This window comes from Actinomadura napierensis (assembly GCF_039529375.1).
Classification (GTDB): Bacteria; Actinomycetota; Actinomycetes; order Streptosporangiales; family Streptosporangiaceae; genus Spirillospora; species Spirillospora napierensis.
This window is the reverse complement of the sequence record NZ_BAAAMR010000003.1, coordinates 171,607-189,723: the sequence shown is the minus strand read 5'-3', so window position 1 is coordinate 189,723 and position 18,117 is coordinate 171,607. Positions and strand designations below refer to the sequence as shown.

The following is an 18,117-nucleotide window of genomic DNA, read 5'->3' as shown; positions in this document are numbered from 1 at the left end:
CCCGGCCATCACGGCGCCGGAACCTCGATGACAGTGGCCGAGCCCATGCCGCCGCCAGCGCACATCGCGGCGACGCCGACGCCCCCGCCGCGCCGGCGCAGCTCGTGCACCAGCGTGACCAGCATGCGGGCACCGGTGGCGGCGACCGGGTGGCCGAGCGAGCAGCCGCTGCCGTTGACGTTCACCCGGTCGGGATCGAGCCCGAGCATCCCGACCGTGGCGACGCACATCGACGCGAACGCCTCGTTGATCTCGAACACCTCGACGTCGTCGAGCTTGAGCCCGGCGCGGGCCAGCGCCTTGGGGATCGCCTTCACCGGCGCGAGCCCGGTCTCGGCGGGGTCGACGCCGACCGACGCCCACGACCGGACGGTGGCGAGCACGGGCAGCCCCGCGCGCGCGGCGAGCCGGTCACTGGCGACCACGAGGGCAGCGGCGCCGTCGTTGCTGCCGCAGGCGTTGCCGGCGGTGATGCTGAATCCCTCGATCTCCGGATGGAGCGGCTTGAGCGAGGCGAGCTTCTCCATGGACGTGCTGCGCCGCGGGTGCTCGTCCACGGAGAACGTGCCGTGCGGCGTCTCGATGGGGACGATCTCCTCCTTGAAGCGGCCCTCGTCGATGGCGCGGATCGCGTTGCGGTGCGAGCGCAGCGCCCAGGCGTCCATCTCCTCGCGGGACACGCCCGCCTTGACGGCCGCGTTCCAGCCCACGGTGATCGACATGTCCAGGTTGGGAGCGTCCGGGCGGTCCGGATGGGTGGGCGGGTTCCACGGCTCGACCCACTCGCCGCCGACGAGGAACCGCGACTTCGGCGACGTGGAGGCGGAGTTCACCCCGCCGGCGATGACGAGCTCGTCCATGCCGGCCCGGATGCTCGCGGCGGCGTCCTGGACGGCGGCCTGCCCGGCGGCGCAGTGCCGGTTGCAGGCCTGCCCGGCGACCGAGGTGAGCCCGGCGGTGATCGCGGCGTGCCGGGCCACGACGCCGCCGCCGTAGAGCCCCTCTCCGAGGATCACGTCGTCGACCTGCTCGGGATCGAGACCCGACGCCGCCGCGGCGACCACGTGGTGCGCCAGGTCGTAGGCGGTGGTGTCGCGCAGGGTCCCCTTGAAGGCGGTGCCCACGGGGGTGCGCAGGGCGGAGGTGATGACGGCTTCAGGCACTGGTGTTCTCCAAGGTCGTGTCCATCTCGGACAGCAGGACGCGGCGCAGCAGCTTCCCGGTGTCGGTCTTCGGCAGTTCGGTGCGGAACACGATGTCGTCGGGCGTCTTGGAGGAGCGCAGCCGTTCCCGGACCCACCGCCTGATCTCCTCCGGGTCGCCTCGCCCGACGACGACGGCGACGAGGCGCTGCCCCCATTCGGGGTCGGGCACGCCCAGCACCGCGGCCTCCTCGATCCCGGGGTGCGCCACCAGGACGTCCTCGATCTCGGCCGGGGCGATGTTCTCCCCGCCGCGGATGATGGTGTCGTCGGCGCGTCCCTCGATGAACAGGTAGCCGCCGGCGTCGAGCCGTCCCCGGTCGCGGGTGGGGAACCAGCCCTCCGGATCGAGGGCGCTCCTGCCGCCGTACTCCCCGGAGATCTGCTCCCCCCGCACGAACACCAGCCCGGTCCGTCCCGGTTCCAAAGGCTCGCCCTCGTCGGAGCGGATCTGGAACTCGACGCCGGGGAGGGCGCGGCCCACCGACCCGAGGCGCGCCCGGGCATCCGGGTCGTCCGAGGTGAGAGCCGCGCGGTGGTCGTCCGGCTCCAGGACGGCGATGGACGACGCCGTCTCCGTCAGGCCGTAGGCGTTGACGAACCCCGTCTCCGGGAAGACCTGCAGCGCCCGTTCCAGGACGGGCAGCGGGGTGCGCGCGCCGCCGTAGGCGAGGTTGCGCAGCGTCGGTGTCCCGGCGTCGTCCCCGGGCACCTCGGCGACGATCCGTGCCAGCATCGTCGGCACGACCAGCGCGTGGGTGATCCGTTCGCGCCGGACGGTCTCCAGCCACTCCCGCGCGTCGAACGCGGACATGTACACCAGCCGGCGGCCCGTGTAGAGGTTCGACAGCAGGTTCGCCAGGCCGGCGACGTGGTAGGGCGGGACCGCGACCAGCGCCGCGTCCTCCTCCCCCGCGGACCCGAACTCCAGGGTGTTGAGGACGTAGGCGAGCAGATGCCGGTGCCGCAGCACGGCCGACTTCGGGGCGGCGGTGGTGCCGCTGGTGTACAGCAGCACCGCGACCGCGTCCCGGTCGTTGTCGGGGACCGCCTCCAGGCCGGGCTCGTCCTGCGAGGCCGCCGCCTCGGTCTCCTCCAGGAAGGAGTCGAGGTCGCCGGGCCGCAGGACGAGCGCGCCGGGATGGCGGGCCCGCAGCTCGTCCAGCTGCTGCTCGCCGAGCCGGTAGTTGAGGGGGACGAACGGCACGCCCGCCACGGCGGCGCCGAACAGCGCCACGGGGTAGGCGAGGTGGTTCGCCGCCAGGTAGAGGACGGCGGGATGCCGCCGGAACCGGTGGGCGGCCGCGCGGGCCAGGCGCAGCAGCCGCGCGGCGGTCAGCGAGCGGCCGTCCGCCGTCACCGCCGTCCGGTCGCCCGCCGAGGCCGCCATCTCGAGGATCATGATGATGTTCATGAGAATGCTATTCTCGCTCACTAAGATTCCTACTCGCAAGAGAGGGTAACGGAATGCAGATCGAGGGCAGTTCCGCGATCGTCGTCGGCGGTGCCGGCGGGCTCGGCGAGGCCACCGTCCGCCGCCTGCACGCGGCCGGCGCGAAGGTCGTCGTCGCCGACCTGGCCGACGAGAAGGGCAAGGCGCTGGAGGACGAGCTCGGCGTCCGCTACGTGCGCACCGACGCCACCGACGAGGACTCCGTGCTGGGGGCGATCGCGGAGGCCGAGGCGGCGGGGCCGCTGCGGATCTCCGTGGACGCGCACGGCGGCCCGGCCAGCGGCGGGCGGCTGGTCGGCAAGGACGGCTCGCCCCTGGACCTGGCCGGCTTCCGCACGACCATCGAGGTCTACCTGACCGGCGTCTTCAACGTGATGCGCCTGGCCGCCGCGGCCATCGGGAAGCAGGAGCCCGCCTCCGAGGAGGGGGCCAGAGGCGTCATCGTCAACACCGCCTCCATCGCCGCGTACGAGGGGCAGATCGGCCAGCTCCCCTACGCGGCCGCCAAGGGCGGGGTCGTCGGCATGACCATCGTCGCCGCCCGCGACCTGTCGCCGCTCGGCGTCCGCGTCGTGACCATCGCGCCGGGGACGTTCCTGACCCCGGCCTACGGCAAGGCCGGAGACCAGTTGGAGGCGTACTGGGGGCCGCAGGTCCCGCACCCGAAGCGCATGGGCCGCTCCCCCGAGTACGCCGCGCTCGTCCAGCACATCTGCGAGAACGACTACCTCAACGGCGAGGTCATCCGCCTCGACGGCGCCCTGCGGTTCCCGCCGAAGTGACCGGACCGCTTGCGGGCAGGGTCGCGTTCGTCGCCGGCGCGAGCCGCGGCATCGGGCGGACGGTGGCGGTGGCGCTCGCCGAGGCGGGCGCCGCGGTCGCCGTCGCCGCCCGGTCCGAACGCGAGGGGCGGCTGCCCGGCACGATCCACTCGGTCGCCGGGCGGATCAACGAGTCGGGCGGCCGCGCCCTCGCCGTCCCCTGCGACGTCACCAGCGAGGAGTCGGTCGAGGCGGCCGTCGCCGCGACCGCCGCGGAGTTCGGCGGCATCGACATCCTCATCGCCAACGCCGGGGTCCTCTGGCTCGGCCCGATCGAGTCGACGCCGCTCAAGCGCTGGCAGCTGTGCCTGGACGTCAACCTCACCGGCGTGTTCCTGGTGACCAGGGCCGTCATCCCGCACGTCAAGGCGCGCGGCGGCGGTTCGCTGGTGGCGGTGACGACCTCGGGCGTCGGCATGACGGACCGGGGCGCCACCGCCTACTGGGTCTCCAAGGCGGCGGTCGAACGCCTCTACCTGGGGCTCGCCGCCGAGCTCAGGCCCGACAACATCGCGGTGAACTGCCTCGCCCCGTCCCGCGTCGTGCTGACCGAGGGCTGGACGGCCGGTGGCGGCGGCAAGGAGATCCCCGACGAGATGGTCGAGCCGCCGGAGGCGATGGGCAGGGCCGCGGTGCTGCTCGCCGGCCAGGACGCGGGCGGCGTCACCGGCACCGTCCAGCGCTCGGAGGCCACGCACAGAGAATTGCGTTCTCGGCAGTTGAGAAGCTAGATTTCATGTATGGCGCACGACCATGGCTTCCATCCGGTCCGGATCACGCGGGTCATCGACGAGACGGCCGACGCGCGGACGTACGCGCTGGACGCGCCGTTCCCCTACCGGGCCGGCCAGTTCCTGACGTTCAAGGCCTGCGGCGCTCTGCGCAGCTACTCGATGTCGAGCTCGCCGGACACCGACGCCGAGCTGCGGACGACGGTGAAGCGCGTGCCCGGCGGGCTGGTCTCCAACTGGATGCTCGACAACCTGGAGCCCGGCGACCTGGTCGAGGTCACCCGGCCGGCCGGCGCGTTCTGCCTGCGGGAGACCTCCGCGCCGCTGGTGGCGTTCTGCGGGGGCAGCGGGATCACCCCGATCGCGTCCCTCGTCAAGAGCGCGCTGGCCACCACGGACCGGCGGGTCCGGGTGCTGGCGGCCGACCGGGACGCCGGCTCGGCCATCTTCCGCGACGAGCTGGCCGACCTCGCCGGCCGCCACCCCGGGCGCTTCGAGATCGAGCGCCACCTCGACGCCGAGAGCGGCTTCGTCACCGCCGACCGGGTGCGCGGCTTCACCGGCGCCGACCAGGACGCCGACTTCTACGTCTGCGGCCCGGCCCCGTTCATGGACCTGGTCGAGCGGTCCCTGCTGTCCCTCGGCGTCGAGGAGGGCCGGATCTTCATCGAGCGGTTCGCCGCGGCGGACGAGGAGCCGGCGGGCCCGGAGAAGGAGGGCACGGTCACCATCGTCCTGTCCGGCAAGCGGAAGACGATCCCGCAACGCGCGGGCGAGACGCTGCTGCAGAGCGCGCGCAGGGCGGGCCTCACCCCGCCGTTCTCCTGCGAGGCGGGCAACTGCGCCACGTGCATGGCCCAGGTCACCGACGGCGAGGCCAAGATGCGCGTGAACAACGCCCTGGAGGAGGACGAGGTCGCCGAAGGGTGGGTGCTCACCTGCCAGGGCGAGCCGGCGACCGAGCACATCACCGTCGTCTACGAGGACTGACCGCGTCAGCGAGGAACGAGATGGGGGAAGGCATGCCCGTTCGCCACCGCCACTGGATCGGCGGCAGGCCCGACGACCCGGCGGGCGGCGCCTACCTGCCCACCACCGATCCCTCGACGCGGCTGCCGGGCGACGAGATCGCCGCGGGCTCCGCCGCCGACGTGGACCGCGCGGTGGCAGCGGCGGCGTCCGCCCAGCCGAGCTGGGCCGGGTGGTCCGGCGCGGACCGCGCCGAGGTGCTGCACCGGGTCGCGGACGCGATCGAGGCCGGCGCCGGCGGGCTCATGGAGGTCGAGCGGGCCTGCACCGGAAAGACCGAGGGCCAGCTCCGCATGGAGATCGGCATGTCGGCCGGCTACTTCCGCTACTACGCCGGGGTCCTGCGCGCCCACCACGGCCGCACCATCGACCTCGGTGCGGGTAACCACGCCTACACGCGGCTCGAACCGTACGGTGTCGTCGCCGCGATCACACCGTGGAACCTGCCGCTGAACCAGGCGTGCCGGGCGCTGGCGCCGGCGCTGGCCGCGGGCAACGCGGTCGTCGCCAAGCCGTCGGAGTTCACCTCGGTGTCGACGCTGTCGCTGGCCCGCCTCGCCGGCGGGGCCGGGCTCCCCGCCGGCCTGCTGAACGTGGTGACGGGCACCGGCCCGGACGCTGGCACCCCGCTCGCCGCCCACCCGGCGGTGCGGCGGGTCACCTTCACCGGCTCGGTCGCCACCGGGCGGCACCTGGCCCGGATCGCCGCCGGACGGCTCATCCCCCTGACGCTGGAGCTCGGCGGCAAGTCGCCGCTGGTGGTGTTCGCCGACGCCGACATCGACGGGGCGGTCGCCGCGGCGGTGTCCGCCGTCGCCTTCAACGCCGGGCAGGTGTGCTCGGCCACCACCCGGCTCCTCGTCGAGGCCCCGGCGCACGACGCGGTCGTCGGGCGCGTCGTGGAGGCCGTCGAGCGGCTGCGGCCCGGCGCCGACTTCGGGCCGATGATCACCGAGGCGCAGTTCCGCAAGGTCCTGGACCACTTCGACGACGCCAAGCGCCAGGGCGCGGTGCCGGTGACCGGAGGGTCCGCCTACGACGGCGGGCCCGAGGCGCGGGGACGCTTCGTCCGCCCGACGGTCTACGCCCGCGTGCCGCCGGACCTGCGCATCGCCCGCGAGGAGGTGTTCGGCCCCGTCCTGGTCACGATGCCGTTCGCCGACGAGGCGGAGGCGCTCGCCCTCGCCAACGACACCGACTACGGGCTCGTCGGCGCGGTGTGGAGCGGCGACGCCGCGCGCGGCCTGCGGCTCGCCGAGCGGATCGACGCGGGGCAGGTGTCGGTGAACGGCGGCGCGCTCGGCATCGAGACGCCGTTCGGCGGCTTCAAGTCCAGCGGATACGGACGCGAGAAGGGCGTCGAGGCCCTGCACGAGTACGCCCAGGTGAAGACCGTCAGCCTGTCCCTGCGCCCCTGAACCCCCGGCCCCCTGAGAGGACCCATGGAAGACAGCGAAGACCTGCGCGCGGCGCGGGCCGTGCGCCGCGCCGTGCTCGGCGACGCCTACGTCGACGGCACGGCCGCCGGCCCGGACACGGTGGCCGGGGAGTTCCAGGACTACATCACCACGATGGCGTGGGGCGTGTGGGCCCGGGAGGGCGCCCTGACGTCCCGCGACCGGAGCCTGCTGGTGATGGCGATGACCGCCGCGCTCGGGCGGATGGAGGAGTTCCGGCTGCATGCGAGCAGCGCGCACCGGGCGGGCGTCGGCGACGCGGAGGTCGACGAGCTGCTGTTCCAGGTCGCCGCCTACTGCGGCGCCCCGGCGGGCGTCGCCGCCAGGCGGAGCATCAACCAGGTGCGGGCGGCGCGGGAGCAGAAGGGGGCGGGGCGGTGACGACCGTCGGGTTCGTGGGTCTCGGCAACATGGGCGCCGTGCTGGCGTCCAACCTTGTCGGAGCCGGGCTGACCGTCGTGACGTACGACGTCGCGGGGCCGGCCCGCTCCCCCGAGGGCGCCGCTCATGTCGACGACGTCGCGGCGCTCGCGGAGAAGGCCGACGTGGTGGTCTTCAGCCTCCCGGACGGGACCGCATCCGAGCAGGTCGCCCGGAGCATCACCGAGGCGCCCGTCCTGGGCGTGACCCACGTGGTCGACACCTCGACGATCGGGGTGGCCGCCTCCCGGACCGTCGCCGACCTGCTGGCCGGGAGCGGCATCGGCTACGTCGACGCCCCGGTGTCGGGCGGCGTCGCCGGAGCCCGCGCCCGCACCCTCGCGGTGATGTACTCCGGGCCCGACGACGCCTGCGCGCACGTCGAGCCGGTGCTCGCCGGGCTGAGCGACCGCCGCCACCGGGTGGGCGACCGGCCGGGGCTCGCGCAGGCGCTCAAGCTGGCCAACAACTTCCTGTCGGCCACCGCGCTCGCCGCGACCAGCGAGGCCGTCGCCTTCGGCGTGGCGGCCGGGCTCGACATGGGCACCATGCTCGCCGTGCTCAACGGGGCGAGCGGCCGCAGCGGCGCGACCGGCGACAAGTTCCCCGACCACGTGCTCACCGGCCGCTACGCCTCCGGCTTCACCAACTCGCTCATGTGCAAGGACGTGCGGCTCTACCTGCGCTCGGTCGCGGACCAGGGCGGCCCGTCCACGGTCGGCGCGGTCACCGCGTCGATCTGGGAGCGGTTCGCCGAGGCCGAACCCGGCGCCGACTTCACCCGGATCTACCCCTTCGTCCAGCATCCGTGAGGTGACGATGCGGTTCATCTACCACTACCCCGAGACGGGCGGGCTCGACGGCGACGTCCTCGACGCCGGTCCGCTGCGCGACGTGGCGGTCGCGGCGGAACGGGCCGGCTTCGACGGCCTGTCCCTCAGCGAGCACCCGGTGCCGGGCGCCCGGTGGCTCGCGGCGGGCGGCCACCAGACGCTGGACCCGTTCGTCGCGCTCGCCTACGCCGCCGGGGCGACCGACCGGCTGCGGCTGCTCACCCACCTGGCCGTCGCGCCCTACCGCAACCCGTTCCTGCTCGCCAAGGCCGCCGCGACGCTCGACAAGCTCTCCGGCGGACGCCTGACCCTCGGCCTCGGCACCGGCTACCAGAAGAGCGAGTTCCACGCCCTCGGCGTCGACATGGACGAGCGCAACGCGCTGTTCGACGAGGCCCTGGACGTGCTCCCGCTGCACTGGAGCGGCGAGCCGTTCGGCTACGAGGGCCGGCACTTCAGCGCCCGGGACGTGATCGCGCGGCCCCGGCCCGTCCAGGACCCGATCCCGATCTGGATCGGCGGCAACTCCCGGCTGAGCCGCCGCCGCGTCGCCGAGCGCGCGCAGGGCTGGATGCCGATGAACGGCGGCGCGCAACTGAGCGCCACCGCCCGCACCCCCGCGCTCGGCTCGCTCGACGACCTCGCCGCGGCCATCGCCGAGTTGCGGGAGGCGGCGGCCGCCAACGGCCGCACCGACCGGATCGACGTCCTGCACTCCTACCAGGACGCGGGGATCGCGACCCCGGCCGCCGAGGCCGACCGGCACCGCGAGGCGCTCGCCGAGATCGAGAAGGCCGGCGTCACCTGGGTGGTGGTGTCGAGCGGCACCGGTTCGCCCGCGGCCACGCTGGAGTTCCTGGAGGCCTTCGGCGCGACCTATCTGAGGGACGGGCGGTAGCGGCATGGGCTGGTTCGAGGACCGGGGCGGCCTGGACGGCACCGTCGCCGTCGTCACCGGCGGAGCGGGCGGGCTGGGGAAGGCCATCACCACCGACCTCGCCGCCAACGGCGTCCGCCCGGCGGTGCTCGACATCGACGCCGGCGCGGCCGGCGCCCTGCGCCGGTCGCTGGACGACCGGGGCCTCGACGCGATCGTCCGGCACGGCGACGTCCGCGACCCCGACGCGCTCGCGGCGCTCTTCACGGCCGCGGACGAGCGCTGGGGCCGCCTCGACACCCTCGTCAACGTCGTCGGCGGAACGTTCCGCGCGCCGTTCGCCGACACCGCCCCCAAGGGCTGGGACGCGCTGCTGCGCGCCAACCTGTCCCACGTCCTGCACGCCTGCTCGCTCGCCATCGAGCGGATGCGGGCGGGCGGGCGCGGCGGCAGCATCGTCAACATCACGACCATCGAGGCGCACCGCGCGGCGCCCGGCTTCGCCGTCTACTCGGCGGCGAAGGCGGCGGTGGAGCAGTTCGGCCGGACGCTCGCCGTCGAGCTCGCCCCCGACGGCATCCGGGTCAACAACGTCGCGCCCGACTACGCCCCGACCGACAACCTCGCGAAGCTCTCGACCGGCGACCACGCCCTCGCCGACGCCGACGGCGTCCGCATCGCGTTCCCGATGGGACGCGTCGGGCAGGTCACCGACATCTCGGGCTGCGTGGTGTTCCTCGCGTCGGGGCTGTCCGCGTACGTCACCGGGAGCACCCTGCACCCGGACGGGGGCACGTACGCGTCCTCGGGCTGGTTCAACTGGCCGGAGTCGGGCTGGGCGAACCACGTCCCCGCGCCCGTGCTGAAGGCCATGGCCTCGGGCGAGGGCGGCTGACCGGCCTGGGACGTTCCGGGCTCAGCCGCCGGCCGTGCTCCCGTGGCGTTCCTTGAGGAGCCGCCTCAGCACCTTACCGGACGGCAGGCGCGGGATCTCCTCGACGAGCACGACCTCGCTCGGCCGCTTGTAGGAGGCCAGCCGGTCGCCGACCAGCGCGATCAGCTCGCCGGGGTCGACCGGCCCGTCCGCGGCGACGGCCGCGACGACCGCCTCCCCGTTCGCGCCGTCCGGAACCCCGTACACCGCGCAGTCCGCGACGGCCGGGTGGCCGTGCAGCACGGCCTCGACCTCGGCGGGCGCGACCTGGAACCCGCGCACCTTGATCATCTCTTTGGCGCGGTCGGTGAGCCGGACCCAGCCGCCCTCGTCGATGTGCCCGACGTCCCCGGTGCGGTACCAGCCGCCGTCGAACGCGGCCGCGGTGGCCTCGGCGGGCAGATAGCCGGCCATCAGCGAGTCCGACCGCGCCTGGATCTCGCCGGTCTCCCCCGGTCCGGCCGGTTCGCCGGTCTCCAGCGAGACCACTCGCAGCTCGACGCCGGGCGCGGCCCGCCCGACGCTGTCCAGCCGTGCGCCGGAGACCGGATTGCAGGCGATGACGGGGAGCTCGCTCGCCCCGTACGCGGGCACCCAGCCGACGCCGGTCCGCCGTGTGACGGTCTCGGCGATCTCCGGGGTCACCGGCGTCGCGCCCCACATGATGTAGCGCAGCGACGACAGGTCGAACGACTCCAGCTCCGGGTGCGAGGCGATCGCCAGCGCGATCGGCGCGACGGCCATCTCCACGGTGATCCGGTCGGACTCGATGGTCCACAGCAGCAGGTCCAGGTCGTAGCGGCGGTGCAGCCGCATCCAGGCACCGGTCTGCAGGGCCGTCTCGATGTTGAGCAGGCCGAGGATGTGGGACGGCGGCGTGGCGATCTGGATGCGGTCCCGCGCGGTCAGCTCCAGCGTCGCGCGCCAGTTCCGGACGGCGGCGCCGAAGGAGGCGTGGGTGTGCCGGACCGCCTTCGGCAGGCCGGTCGTCCCCGAGCTGAACACCAGGAGGGCGTCGGTGTCCGGTGCCAGCTCGGGGAAGGCGGCGTTGGAGGGCCGGACGGGCTCCTCGTCCAGGTGCAGCATCGGCATCAGTCCGGCGAGGAGAGGATGGTCGCCCACCGCGTGCGACGGCTCGGTGACCTTCAGCGCGTGCTCGGCCTCGCCCCGCTTCCAGGACGGGCTGAACAGCACGACCGCAGCGCCCAGCCGCCAGACCGCCCGCACCGCGACGACGAACTCCGGCCGGTTCGAGGCCATCAGCGCGACGCGGTCCCCGGCCCGCACGCCGCGCCGCGCGAGCGTCCCGGCCAGCCCGGCGGCGAGCGCGTCCAGCCGCGCGGCCGTGTACTCGCGCTCCTCGAAGGCGAGCGCGGCCCGCCCGCTCACGTCAGGTCTCCGTGCTCCCCGAGGCGGGGCGGCGGCCCGTAGCGGGGCTCGTGCCCGGCGACCCGGATCGGGCTGCCGACCAGCCGGTACCCTCCCGCCTCCACGACCGTGTCCGGGGCGGCGGCCAGCGCCTCCGGCAGCGTCCGCACGGCCGCCGCCGGGATGCCGAGCGGGCGCAGCCGGGCCTCCCAGCCGGCGGCGGTGTCCGTCGCCAGGACGGCGGTCACGGCCGCGAGCACCTCCTCGCGCCGCGCCACGCGCTCGGCCATGGTCGCGAACCCCTCGACGCCCGCCTCCGCGCAGAACGCCTTCCAGAAGCGGTCGTGCGTGATGAACAGCGCGAGATGCCCACCGGCCGTCGGGAACAGCTGGGCCGGGACGTAGTAGGAGTGCGCGCCGAACGGCAGCCGGCGCGGCTCGACGCCCTCGTTCAGGTACGCGGACGCGCGGTAGTTGAGCTGGGACAGCATCACGTCCCGCAGCGACACCTCCACCTGCCCGCCGCGCCCGGAGACGATCTGGGCGAGCAGGCCCAGCGCCGCGGTGAGGCCGGCGGAGTTGTCCGCCGAGGAGTAGCCCGGCAGGGTCGGCGGCCCGTCGGGGTCGCCGGTGAGCGCGGCGACGCCGGTCGCGGCCTGCACGACGTAGTCGAACGCGGGATGGTCGCCGGCCGCCAGCCCGAACCCGGTGAGCGCGACGCAGACGATCCGCTCGTTGTGGTGCCGCAGCGCCTCGTAGGTGAGCCCCAGCCGCTGGATCGCCGACGGTTTCAGGTTGACCAGCAGGGCGTGCGCCCCGGCGACCAGCTCGCCGAGCCGCGCCCGGCCGGCCTCGGAGGTGAGGTCGATCCGGACGCTGCGCTTGTTCCGGTTGAGGCTGGCGAAGTACGCGTCGCTCACCTGCCGCGACAGGTCGCCGCCCGGCGGCTCGATCTTGGTGACCTCGGCGCCGAGGTCGGCGAGCATCATCGTGGCGTACGGGCCGGCCAGGATGTGTCCGGCCTCCAGCACGCGGATGCCCGCCAGCGGCCCGGCGCTCACCTCAGCTCCGCCGCGAGCCCCGCGAGCATCTCCCTGGTCCGCTGCTTGGAGGCGACCAGCTCGTCCCTGCCCTCGCCGATCGGCAGCAGCCGCACCGACAGGTCGGTGACGCCCGCGTCGGCGAACCGGCGCAGCCGGGCGGCGATGGCCGCCTCGTCGCCCGCCGCGCAGATGTCGCCGACGTCGCGGGCGTCGCCGTACTCCAGCAGCCGCTGGTAGTTCGGGGAGATCTCGGCCTCGCCGAGGATCCGGTTGGCGCGCTCGCGGGCCGCGTCCACCTCCGACGGCCCGCACAGGCAGACCGGGACGCCGGCCACGATCCGCGGCGCGGGGCGTCCGGCCTCCTCGGCGGCCTTGGTGATGCGGGGGACGACGTGCTCGCCGACCGCCTTCTCGTCGGCCATCCATAGCACGGTGCCGTCCGCCCGCTCCCCCGCGATCTTCAGCATCACGGGACCGAGCGCGGCGACCAGGACCGGCAGCGGGGCCACCGCCCCCAGCCCCAGGGGGTTGTGCACGGTGAACGTCTTGTTCTCCACGTCGACCGGGCCCGGCCCGGCGAACGCGGCGTCCAGGACGTCCAGGTAGTCGCGGGTGTACGCGGCGGGCCGCTCGTAGGGCAGGCCGAGCATGTCCCGGACGATCCAGTGGTGCGACGGCCCGACGCCGAGCGCGAGCCGCCCGCCCGTCGCCGCCTGGGCGGACAGGGCCTGCCGAGCCAGCGCGATCGGATGCTGCGCCTGCAGCGGCACCACCGCGGTGCCGATCTCGATCCGGCTCGTTCCCGTGCCCATCAGGGCCACCGCGACCAGGGCGTCGAAGTCCGTGGGCACCTGCGGCACCCACACGGTGTCCAGCCCGGCGGACTCGGCCCACCGGGCGTCGTCGACCATCCGGCTCGCCTTGCGCGCGGAGTCCCCGCGCTCGGGCCCGCTCATCACACCGATCCGCACGGCTCCTCCAAGTTCGCTGGGTTGGCTGATGCGCATGCGGCCGGGCGCGCCGGCCCGGCCGCGTGCGCCTCCGCGCGCGCCGTGCGCGGAGGGTCTCGGGTCACACCGGCGGCGCGGCGACGGGCCGCCACCGCGCGGTGCTCATCCGGTCGCGGCCGGCGGCGCGGCCGTCAGGGCGCGCACCTCCGCGACCAGGTCGTCGAGCCCGGTGGAGGTCGGGAACAGCGCGGCCGCGCCCGCCTCGCGCAGCCGGGGGACGTCGGCGGCCGGGATCGTGCCGCCGACGATGACGGTCATGTCGGCGGCGTCGGCGGCGCGCAGGGCCTCGACGGTGCGGACGGTCAGCGCGAGGTGCGCGCCGGACAGGATGCTCAGGCCGACGACGGCGACGTCCTCCTGCAGCGCGATCGCCACGATGTCCTCGACGCGCTGCCGGATGCCGGTGAAGACGACCTCGAACCCGGCGTCCCGCAGCGCGCGGGCGACGACCTTCGCGCCGCGGTCGTGGCCGTCCAGTCCCGGCTTGGCGATCAGTATGCGCGCGGGCATCAGAACACCACCGGCTGCTGGAACTCGCCCCAGACCGCCTTGAGCGCGGCCACCATCTCGCCGACCGTGCAGTAGGCGCCGGCGCAGTCGATCAGCGGGCCCATCAGGTTGGCGTCCCCCTCCGCGGCCCGGGACAGCTCGGCGAGCCGGGCGCGGACGGCCGCCGGATCGCGCTCCGCCTTCACCCGCGCCAGCCGTTTGAGCTGCCGCTCCCGGCCCTCGGCGTCCAGCTCGTAGCCGTCGATGTCGGGCGCGGGCTCGTCGGAGGCGAACCGGTTGACGCCGACCACCGGACGCGCGCCGGACTCCAGGTCGCGCTGGATCCGGTACGCCTCGTCGGCGATGAGGCCCTGCAGGTAGCCGTCCTCGATCGCGCGGACCATGCCGCCGTGCCGGTCGAGGTCGTCCATGATCTCGACGATCCGCTCCTCGGTGGCGTCGGTGAGCGCCTCCACGAAGTAGGAGCCGCCGAGCGGATCGGCGACCCGGGCGACGCCGGTCTCGTGGGCGAGGATCTGCTGGGTGCGCAGCGCGAGCGTCGCCGACTCCTCGCTGGGCAGCGCGAACGGCTCGTCCCACGCGGCGGTGAACATCGACTGGACGCCGCCCAGCACCGAGGCCATCGCCTCGTAGGCGACCCGGACGACGTTGTTGCGCGCCTGCGGGGCGTACAGCGACGCGCCGCCCGCCACGCAGCCGAACCGGAACATCGACGCCTTGTCGCTGGTCGCGCCGTACCGCTCCCGGACGATCGTCGCCCAGCGCCGCCGTCCCGCCCGGTACTTGGCGATCTCCTCGAAGAAGTCGCCGTGGGTGTAGAAGAAGAACGACACCTGCGGCGCGAACTCCTCGATCGTCATCCGGCCTCGCTCGACGACGGTGTCGCAGTAGGTCACCCCGTCGGCGAGCGTGAACGCCATCTCCTGGACGGCGTTGGCGCCGGCGTCGCGGAAGTGCGCGCCCGCCACCGAGATCGCGTTGAACCGCGGCACCTCCGCCGCGCAGAACTCGATGGTGTCGGCGATCAGCCGCAGCGACGGCTCCGGCGGCCAGATCCAGGTGCCGCGCGAGGCGTACTCCTTGAGGATGTCGTTCTGGATCGTCCCGGTGAGCTTCGCGCGCGGCACGCCCGCCTTCTCGGCGGCGGCGACGTAGAACGCCAGCAGGATCGCCGCCGTCCCGTTGATGGTGAAGCTGGTGCTGATCCGGTCGAGCGGGATGCCGGCGAACAGCACCTCGGCGTCGGCGAGGGTGTCGATGGCGACGCCGACCCGGCCGACCTCGTCGGTCACCTCCGGGTCGTCGGAGTCGTGGCCGCACTGGGTCGGCAGGTCCAGCGCGACCGACAGCCCGGTGCCGCCCTGGTCCAGCAGGTACCGGTACCGGCGGTTGGACTCCTCGGCGGTGCCGAACCCGGAGTACTGGCGGATCGTCCAGAGCCTCCCCCGGTACCCGGAGGGGTAGTTCCCGCGGGTGAAGGGGTACCGGCCGGGTTCGGGCGGTCCCCCGCGGACGTCCTCGGGCCCGTAGACGGGGCGGAGGGGGATGCCGGAGGAGCTCCGGACGGTGTCGTCGTCGTTCATGTCGGCCATGGCGGCGGACGCGTCAGACCGACATCAGACGGGCCAGGTTCCCGCCCATGATCTTCGCCTGGTCGGCCTCGTCCAGCCGCCCGAGCGCGTCGACGTAGCTGACCGGGTCGGCCAGGCCCTCGGGGTGGGGGTAGTCGGAGCCGAACAGCACCCGCTCGACCCCGATGAGATCGGAGAGCTCGGCCATGTCCTCCTCCCAGAACGGGCTGACGTGGATGTTGCGCTTGACCGCCTCGACCGGGTCCTCGCCGAACGCCTCCGGGGCCTTCTTGCGCACGTCGGCGAGCTGGTCCAGCAGCGGCGGCAGCCAGGACGAGCCGTTCTCGATGACCGCGATCTTCAGCTCGGGGAAGCGGGTCAGCATCCCGTGGCAGGCCATCGAGCCGACGGCGTCGGTGACCGGCCGCCATTCGGCCAGCATCCGGAAGGCGTTGGTCTTGAACGGCAGCATCTCGGCGCCGTGGCCCTCCCAGTCGTTGGCGTACCGGCTGTAGCCGCTGTCGGAGGAGTGCATCCCGATCAGCACGCCCTCGTCGACGACCCGCTTCCAGAACGGGTCGAACTCCGGCAGCGCGAACGAGCGGAGCCCGCGGTGCCCGGGGACGGGCGCGGGCCGGATCAGCACCGTCTTGGCGCCGCGCTCCAGGCACCAGTCGAGCTCCTCGATCGCCTTCTCGACGATGGGCAGGCTGATGACGGGGGTGGTGAAGATGCGGTCCTTGTAGTTGAAGGACCAGGTCTCGTGCAGCCACTGGTTGAGGGCGTGGACGACCACGTGGATCAGGTCCGGGTCGTCGCGCATCCGCTCCTCGATGAGGCTGGCGAGGGTGGGGAACATCAGCGTGCGCTGGATGCCGAGATCGTCCATCAGCTCCAGGCGCGGGCCGGGCTCGCGGAAGGCGGGGATCGCGCGCATCGGCTCGCCGAAGATCTCCCGCTTGCTCTTGCCGTCGGGGTTGCCGTGCCGGAAGTAGTCCTCCATCGCGCCCGGGCGGGCGACGACGTCGAAGGTCGGGTTGGGGATGTAGTCGCTGATCTGGCCGCGGATGGCGATCTTGGTACGGCCGTTCACCTGGACGTACTGGATGGCTCCCGCGTACTGCTTCGGCAGGTGGCGCGTGAGCGCCTCCTGGGTCTCGTAGAGGTGGTTGTCCGCGTCGAACAGCGGATACGGCAGCGCGCGCGACGGCATCGATATCCTCCTTAGGCGATATTGAGAATAGTATTCTCAGTGAGCGCGTACCGCAATGTCCCGGCGGAGCCGGAACTTCTGGACCTTGCCGCTCGCGGTGCGCGGGAAGTCCTCGACGACGTGCAGCTCCTCCGGCCACTTCTGCCGGGCCAGCCCCACCCGCTCCAGGTGGGCCCGCATCGCCCCGATCGTCGGCGCCGGCCCGCCGGGCTTCGTCCTGACGATCGCCGCGGCGTGCTCGCCGAGCCGGGCGTCGGGCGCCGGCACCACCGCCGCCTCGGCCACGCCCGGCATGCCGAGCAGGGACTCCTCGACCTCCAGCGCGCTGATGTTCTCCCCGCCGCGGATGATGATGTCGGACTTGCGGTCGGTGATCGTCAGGTAGCCGTCCTCGTCGAGCACGCCGATGTCGCCCGTCCGGTACCAGCCGTCCTCGTCGAACGCGCGGGCGGTCAGCTCCGGATCGGTGTAGCCGATGCACAGGTCCGGGCCCCGGCTGTAGATCTCCCCGTCCTCGCCGAGGCGGATCTCCACGCCCGGCAGCGCCGCGCCGTCGGTGTGCAGCCGCTTGGCCGCGGGGGCGGTGAAGTGCGAGCCCGTGATGGACGGGTGCTCGGTGCTCCCGTACGACCGGAAGACCGTGATGCCGAGGTCCTGGAGCCGGGTGGTGACCGCCACCGGGACCGCCGCGCCCCCGAGGCCCGCGAACCGCATGTTCGACAGGTGGTCCGGGGTGAAGTCGGGATGGTCGAGCAGGCTCGTCATGTAGTACGGGACGCCGCCGCAGACGGTGAGGTCGTCGCTCTTCATCAGCGCCAGCACCCGGCCCGGGTCCCAGACGTCGGCGATGTTCACCGCCGCGCCGCTCAGCACCGGGATCAGGTACGCCGAGACCATGCCGATGAAGTGGCCGACCGGGGCGGAGATGATCTGCCGGGAGACGTCCGGCGGGTGGCGCTCGGAGAGCTGGCGGGTCTCGAAACCGAGCGTCCGGTGGCTGTGCACGACCCCCTTGGGGTCGCGCGTCGTGCCGGAGGTGAACGCGATCACCGCGGGGCCCGCCGGGTCCGCGGCGGCCACGCCGGGCAGCGGGTCGCCGGCGAGCAGGTCGTCGAAGTCGCGCCCCACCACGCCGACGACCGGCACGTCCGCGCACACGCCGGGGTCGAACTCCAGGCGGCCGAACCGCTCGGCGCCGACGAACACCTTCGGCCGGACGGCCTTCAGGATGTAGCCGACCTCCTTGCGGCCGTAGAAGTGCACGATCGGGACGACCGTCGCGCCGAGGAAGGCCGACGCCCAGAAGACCGCCGCCGCCTCCATCCAGTTGGGCAGCTGGAACGCGACCACGTCGCCGGACCGTACGCCGCGGGCCCGGAGCCCGGCGGCGAGCCGCCGGGCGACCCGCTCCACGTCGCGGAACGTACCGGTCCACGGCCGCACCGCCGAGTGCACCCGGAACACCGTGCCGGGGGCTCCGGCGAGCCCGCGCGCCAGCATCTCCCCGAGGGTCTCGCTCGTCCACCAGCCCTCCGCCTCGTAGCGCTTGACCAGTGCGTCAGGGATCGTTCGCATGGTGATGGCTCCCAGTTCGCGATGCGGACCGCCGATGGCTTGTGAATATCACGTTCTCAGTCGAGAGAAC

17 protein-coding genes are annotated in these 18,117 nt (G+C 73.7%); 8 read left to right on the top strand and 9 right to left on the bottom strand.

Features of this window, described 5'->3' with window-relative positions:
- Nucleotides 1-8: 8 nt before the first annotated feature.
- Both ABD296_RS03645 and ABD296_RS03640 read right to left on the bottom strand, forming a co-directional pair.
- Nucleotides 9-1,163 carry a thiolase family protein gene (locus ABD296_RS03645; RefSeq protein WP_344261379.1) on the bottom strand — a complete coding sequence of 385 codons (1,155 nt, stop codon included), beginning with the start codon at nt 1,161-1,163 and terminating at the stop codon, nt 9-11.
- Entirely contained in the window at nt 1,156-2,616 is a 1,461-nt protein-coding gene (locus ABD296_RS03640; RefSeq protein WP_344261377.1) for a class I adenylate-forming enzyme family protein, read from the bottom strand. Before ABD296_RS03640 ends, ABD296_RS03645 begins: the two co-directional genes overlap by 8 nt.
- Nucleotides 2,617-2,669: 53 nt before the next feature.
- Between ABD296_RS03640 and ABD296_RS03635 the strand changes: the two genes are divergently transcribed.
- Genes ABD296_RS03635 through ABD296_RS03600 form a run of 8 tightly spaced genes read left to right on the top strand, consistent with a single transcriptional unit; the run spans nt 2,670 to nt 9,718 of the window.
- Entirely contained in the window at nt 2,670-3,437 is a 768-nt protein-coding gene (locus ABD296_RS03635) for an SDR family NAD(P)-dependent oxidoreductase (RefSeq protein WP_344261375.1), read from the top strand.
- Nucleotides 3,434-4,207, top strand: a complete 774-nt coding sequence (locus tag ABD296_RS03630) for an SDR family NAD(P)-dependent oxidoreductase (RefSeq protein ID WP_344261373.1) — start codon at nt 3,434-3,436, stop codon at nt 4,205-4,207. The genes ABD296_RS03635 and ABD296_RS03630 overlap by 4 nt, the downstream gene beginning before the upstream one ends.
- A 9-nt stretch (nt 4,208-4,216) precedes the next feature.
- A complete protein-coding gene (locus ABD296_RS03625; protein ID WP_344261371.1) occupies nt 4,217-5,197 on the top strand; it encodes a ferredoxin--NADP reductase in 981 nt (326 codons plus the stop codon).
- A 32-nt stretch (nt 5,198-5,229) separates the two neighbouring features.
- Nucleotides 5,230-6,654, top strand: a complete 1,425-nt coding sequence (locus ABD296_RS03620; protein WP_344261369.1) for an aldehyde dehydrogenase family protein — start codon at nt 5,230-5,232, stop codon at nt 6,652-6,654.
- Between the two features lie 24 nt (nt 6,655-6,678).
- Entirely contained in the window at nt 6,679-7,074 is a 396-nt protein-coding gene (locus tag ABD296_RS03615) for a carboxymuconolactone decarboxylase family protein (protein WP_344261367.1), read from the top strand.
- The gene (locus tag ABD296_RS03610) at nt 7,071-7,925 is read left to right on the top strand and encodes an NAD(P)-dependent oxidoreductase (protein ID WP_344261364.1); all 855 of its coding nucleotides are present in this window, start codon (nt 7,071-7,073) and stop codon (nt 7,923-7,925) included. Before ABD296_RS03615 ends, ABD296_RS03610 begins: the two co-directional genes overlap by 4 nt.
- 7 nt (nt 7,926-7,932) lie before the next feature.
- Nucleotides 7,933-8,844 carry an LLM class F420-dependent oxidoreductase gene (locus ABD296_RS03605; RefSeq protein WP_344261409.1) on the top strand — a complete coding sequence of 304 codons (912 nt, stop codon included), beginning with the start codon at nt 7,933-7,935 and terminating at the stop codon, nt 8,842-8,844.
- Between the two features lie 4 nt (nt 8,845-8,848).
- Nucleotides 8,849-9,718, top strand: coding sequence for an SDR family NAD(P)-dependent oxidoreductase (locus tag ABD296_RS03600; protein WP_344261362.1), 870 nt, complete (start codon nt 8,849-8,851; stop codon nt 9,716-9,718).
- Between the two features lie 21 nt (nt 9,719-9,739).
- Here the strand turns inward: ABD296_RS03600 and ABD296_RS03595 are convergent, their stop codons facing one another.
- The 7 genes from ABD296_RS03595 to ABD296_RS03565 all read right to left on the bottom strand — a co-directional run bounded on the left by ABD296_RS03595 (nt 9,740) and on the right by ABD296_RS03565 (nt 18,047).
- Complete coding sequence (locus ABD296_RS03595; protein WP_344261360.1) at nt 9,740-11,146, bottom strand: class I adenylate-forming enzyme family protein; 1,407 nt, start codon at nt 11,144-11,146, stop codon at nt 9,740-9,742.
- The gene (locus ABD296_RS03590) at nt 11,143-12,186 is read right to left on the bottom strand and encodes a CaiB/BaiF CoA transferase family protein (RefSeq protein WP_344261358.1); all 1,044 of its coding nucleotides are present in this window, start codon (nt 12,184-12,186) and stop codon (nt 11,143-11,145) included. The genes ABD296_RS03595 and ABD296_RS03590 overlap by 4 nt, the downstream gene beginning before the upstream one ends.
- The gene (locus tag ABD296_RS03585; RefSeq protein WP_344261356.1) at nt 12,183-13,139 is read right to left on the bottom strand and encodes an LLM class F420-dependent oxidoreductase; all 957 of its coding nucleotides are present in this window, start codon (nt 13,137-13,139) and stop codon (nt 12,183-12,185) included. Before ABD296_RS03585 ends, ABD296_RS03590 begins: the two co-directional genes overlap by 4 nt.
- A 141-nt stretch (nt 13,140-13,280) precedes the next feature.
- Nucleotides 13,281-13,688 (bottom strand): cobalamin-dependent protein, encoded by a 408-nt coding sequence (locus tag ABD296_RS03580; RefSeq protein WP_344261354.1) that lies wholly within the window; start codon nt 13,686-13,688, stop codon nt 13,281-13,283.
- Nucleotides 13,688-15,271, bottom strand: a complete 1,584-nt coding sequence (locus ABD296_RS03575; protein WP_344261352.1) for a methylmalonyl-CoA mutase family protein — start codon at nt 15,269-15,271, stop codon at nt 13,688-13,690. The genes ABD296_RS03580 and ABD296_RS03575 overlap by 1 nt, the downstream gene beginning before the upstream one ends.
- Nucleotides 15,272-15,293: 22 nt before the next feature.
- Nucleotides 15,294-16,472 (bottom strand): amidohydrolase family protein, encoded by a 1,179-nt coding sequence (locus ABD296_RS03570; RefSeq protein ID WP_344261350.1) that lies wholly within the window; start codon nt 16,470-16,472, stop codon nt 15,294-15,296.
- Nucleotides 16,473-16,508: 36 nt separating this feature from the next.
- A complete protein-coding gene (locus tag ABD296_RS03565) occupies nt 16,509-18,047 on the bottom strand; it encodes an AMP-binding protein (protein WP_344261348.1) in 1,539 nt (512 codons plus the stop codon).
- Nucleotides 18,048-18,117 lie beyond the last annotated feature (70 nt).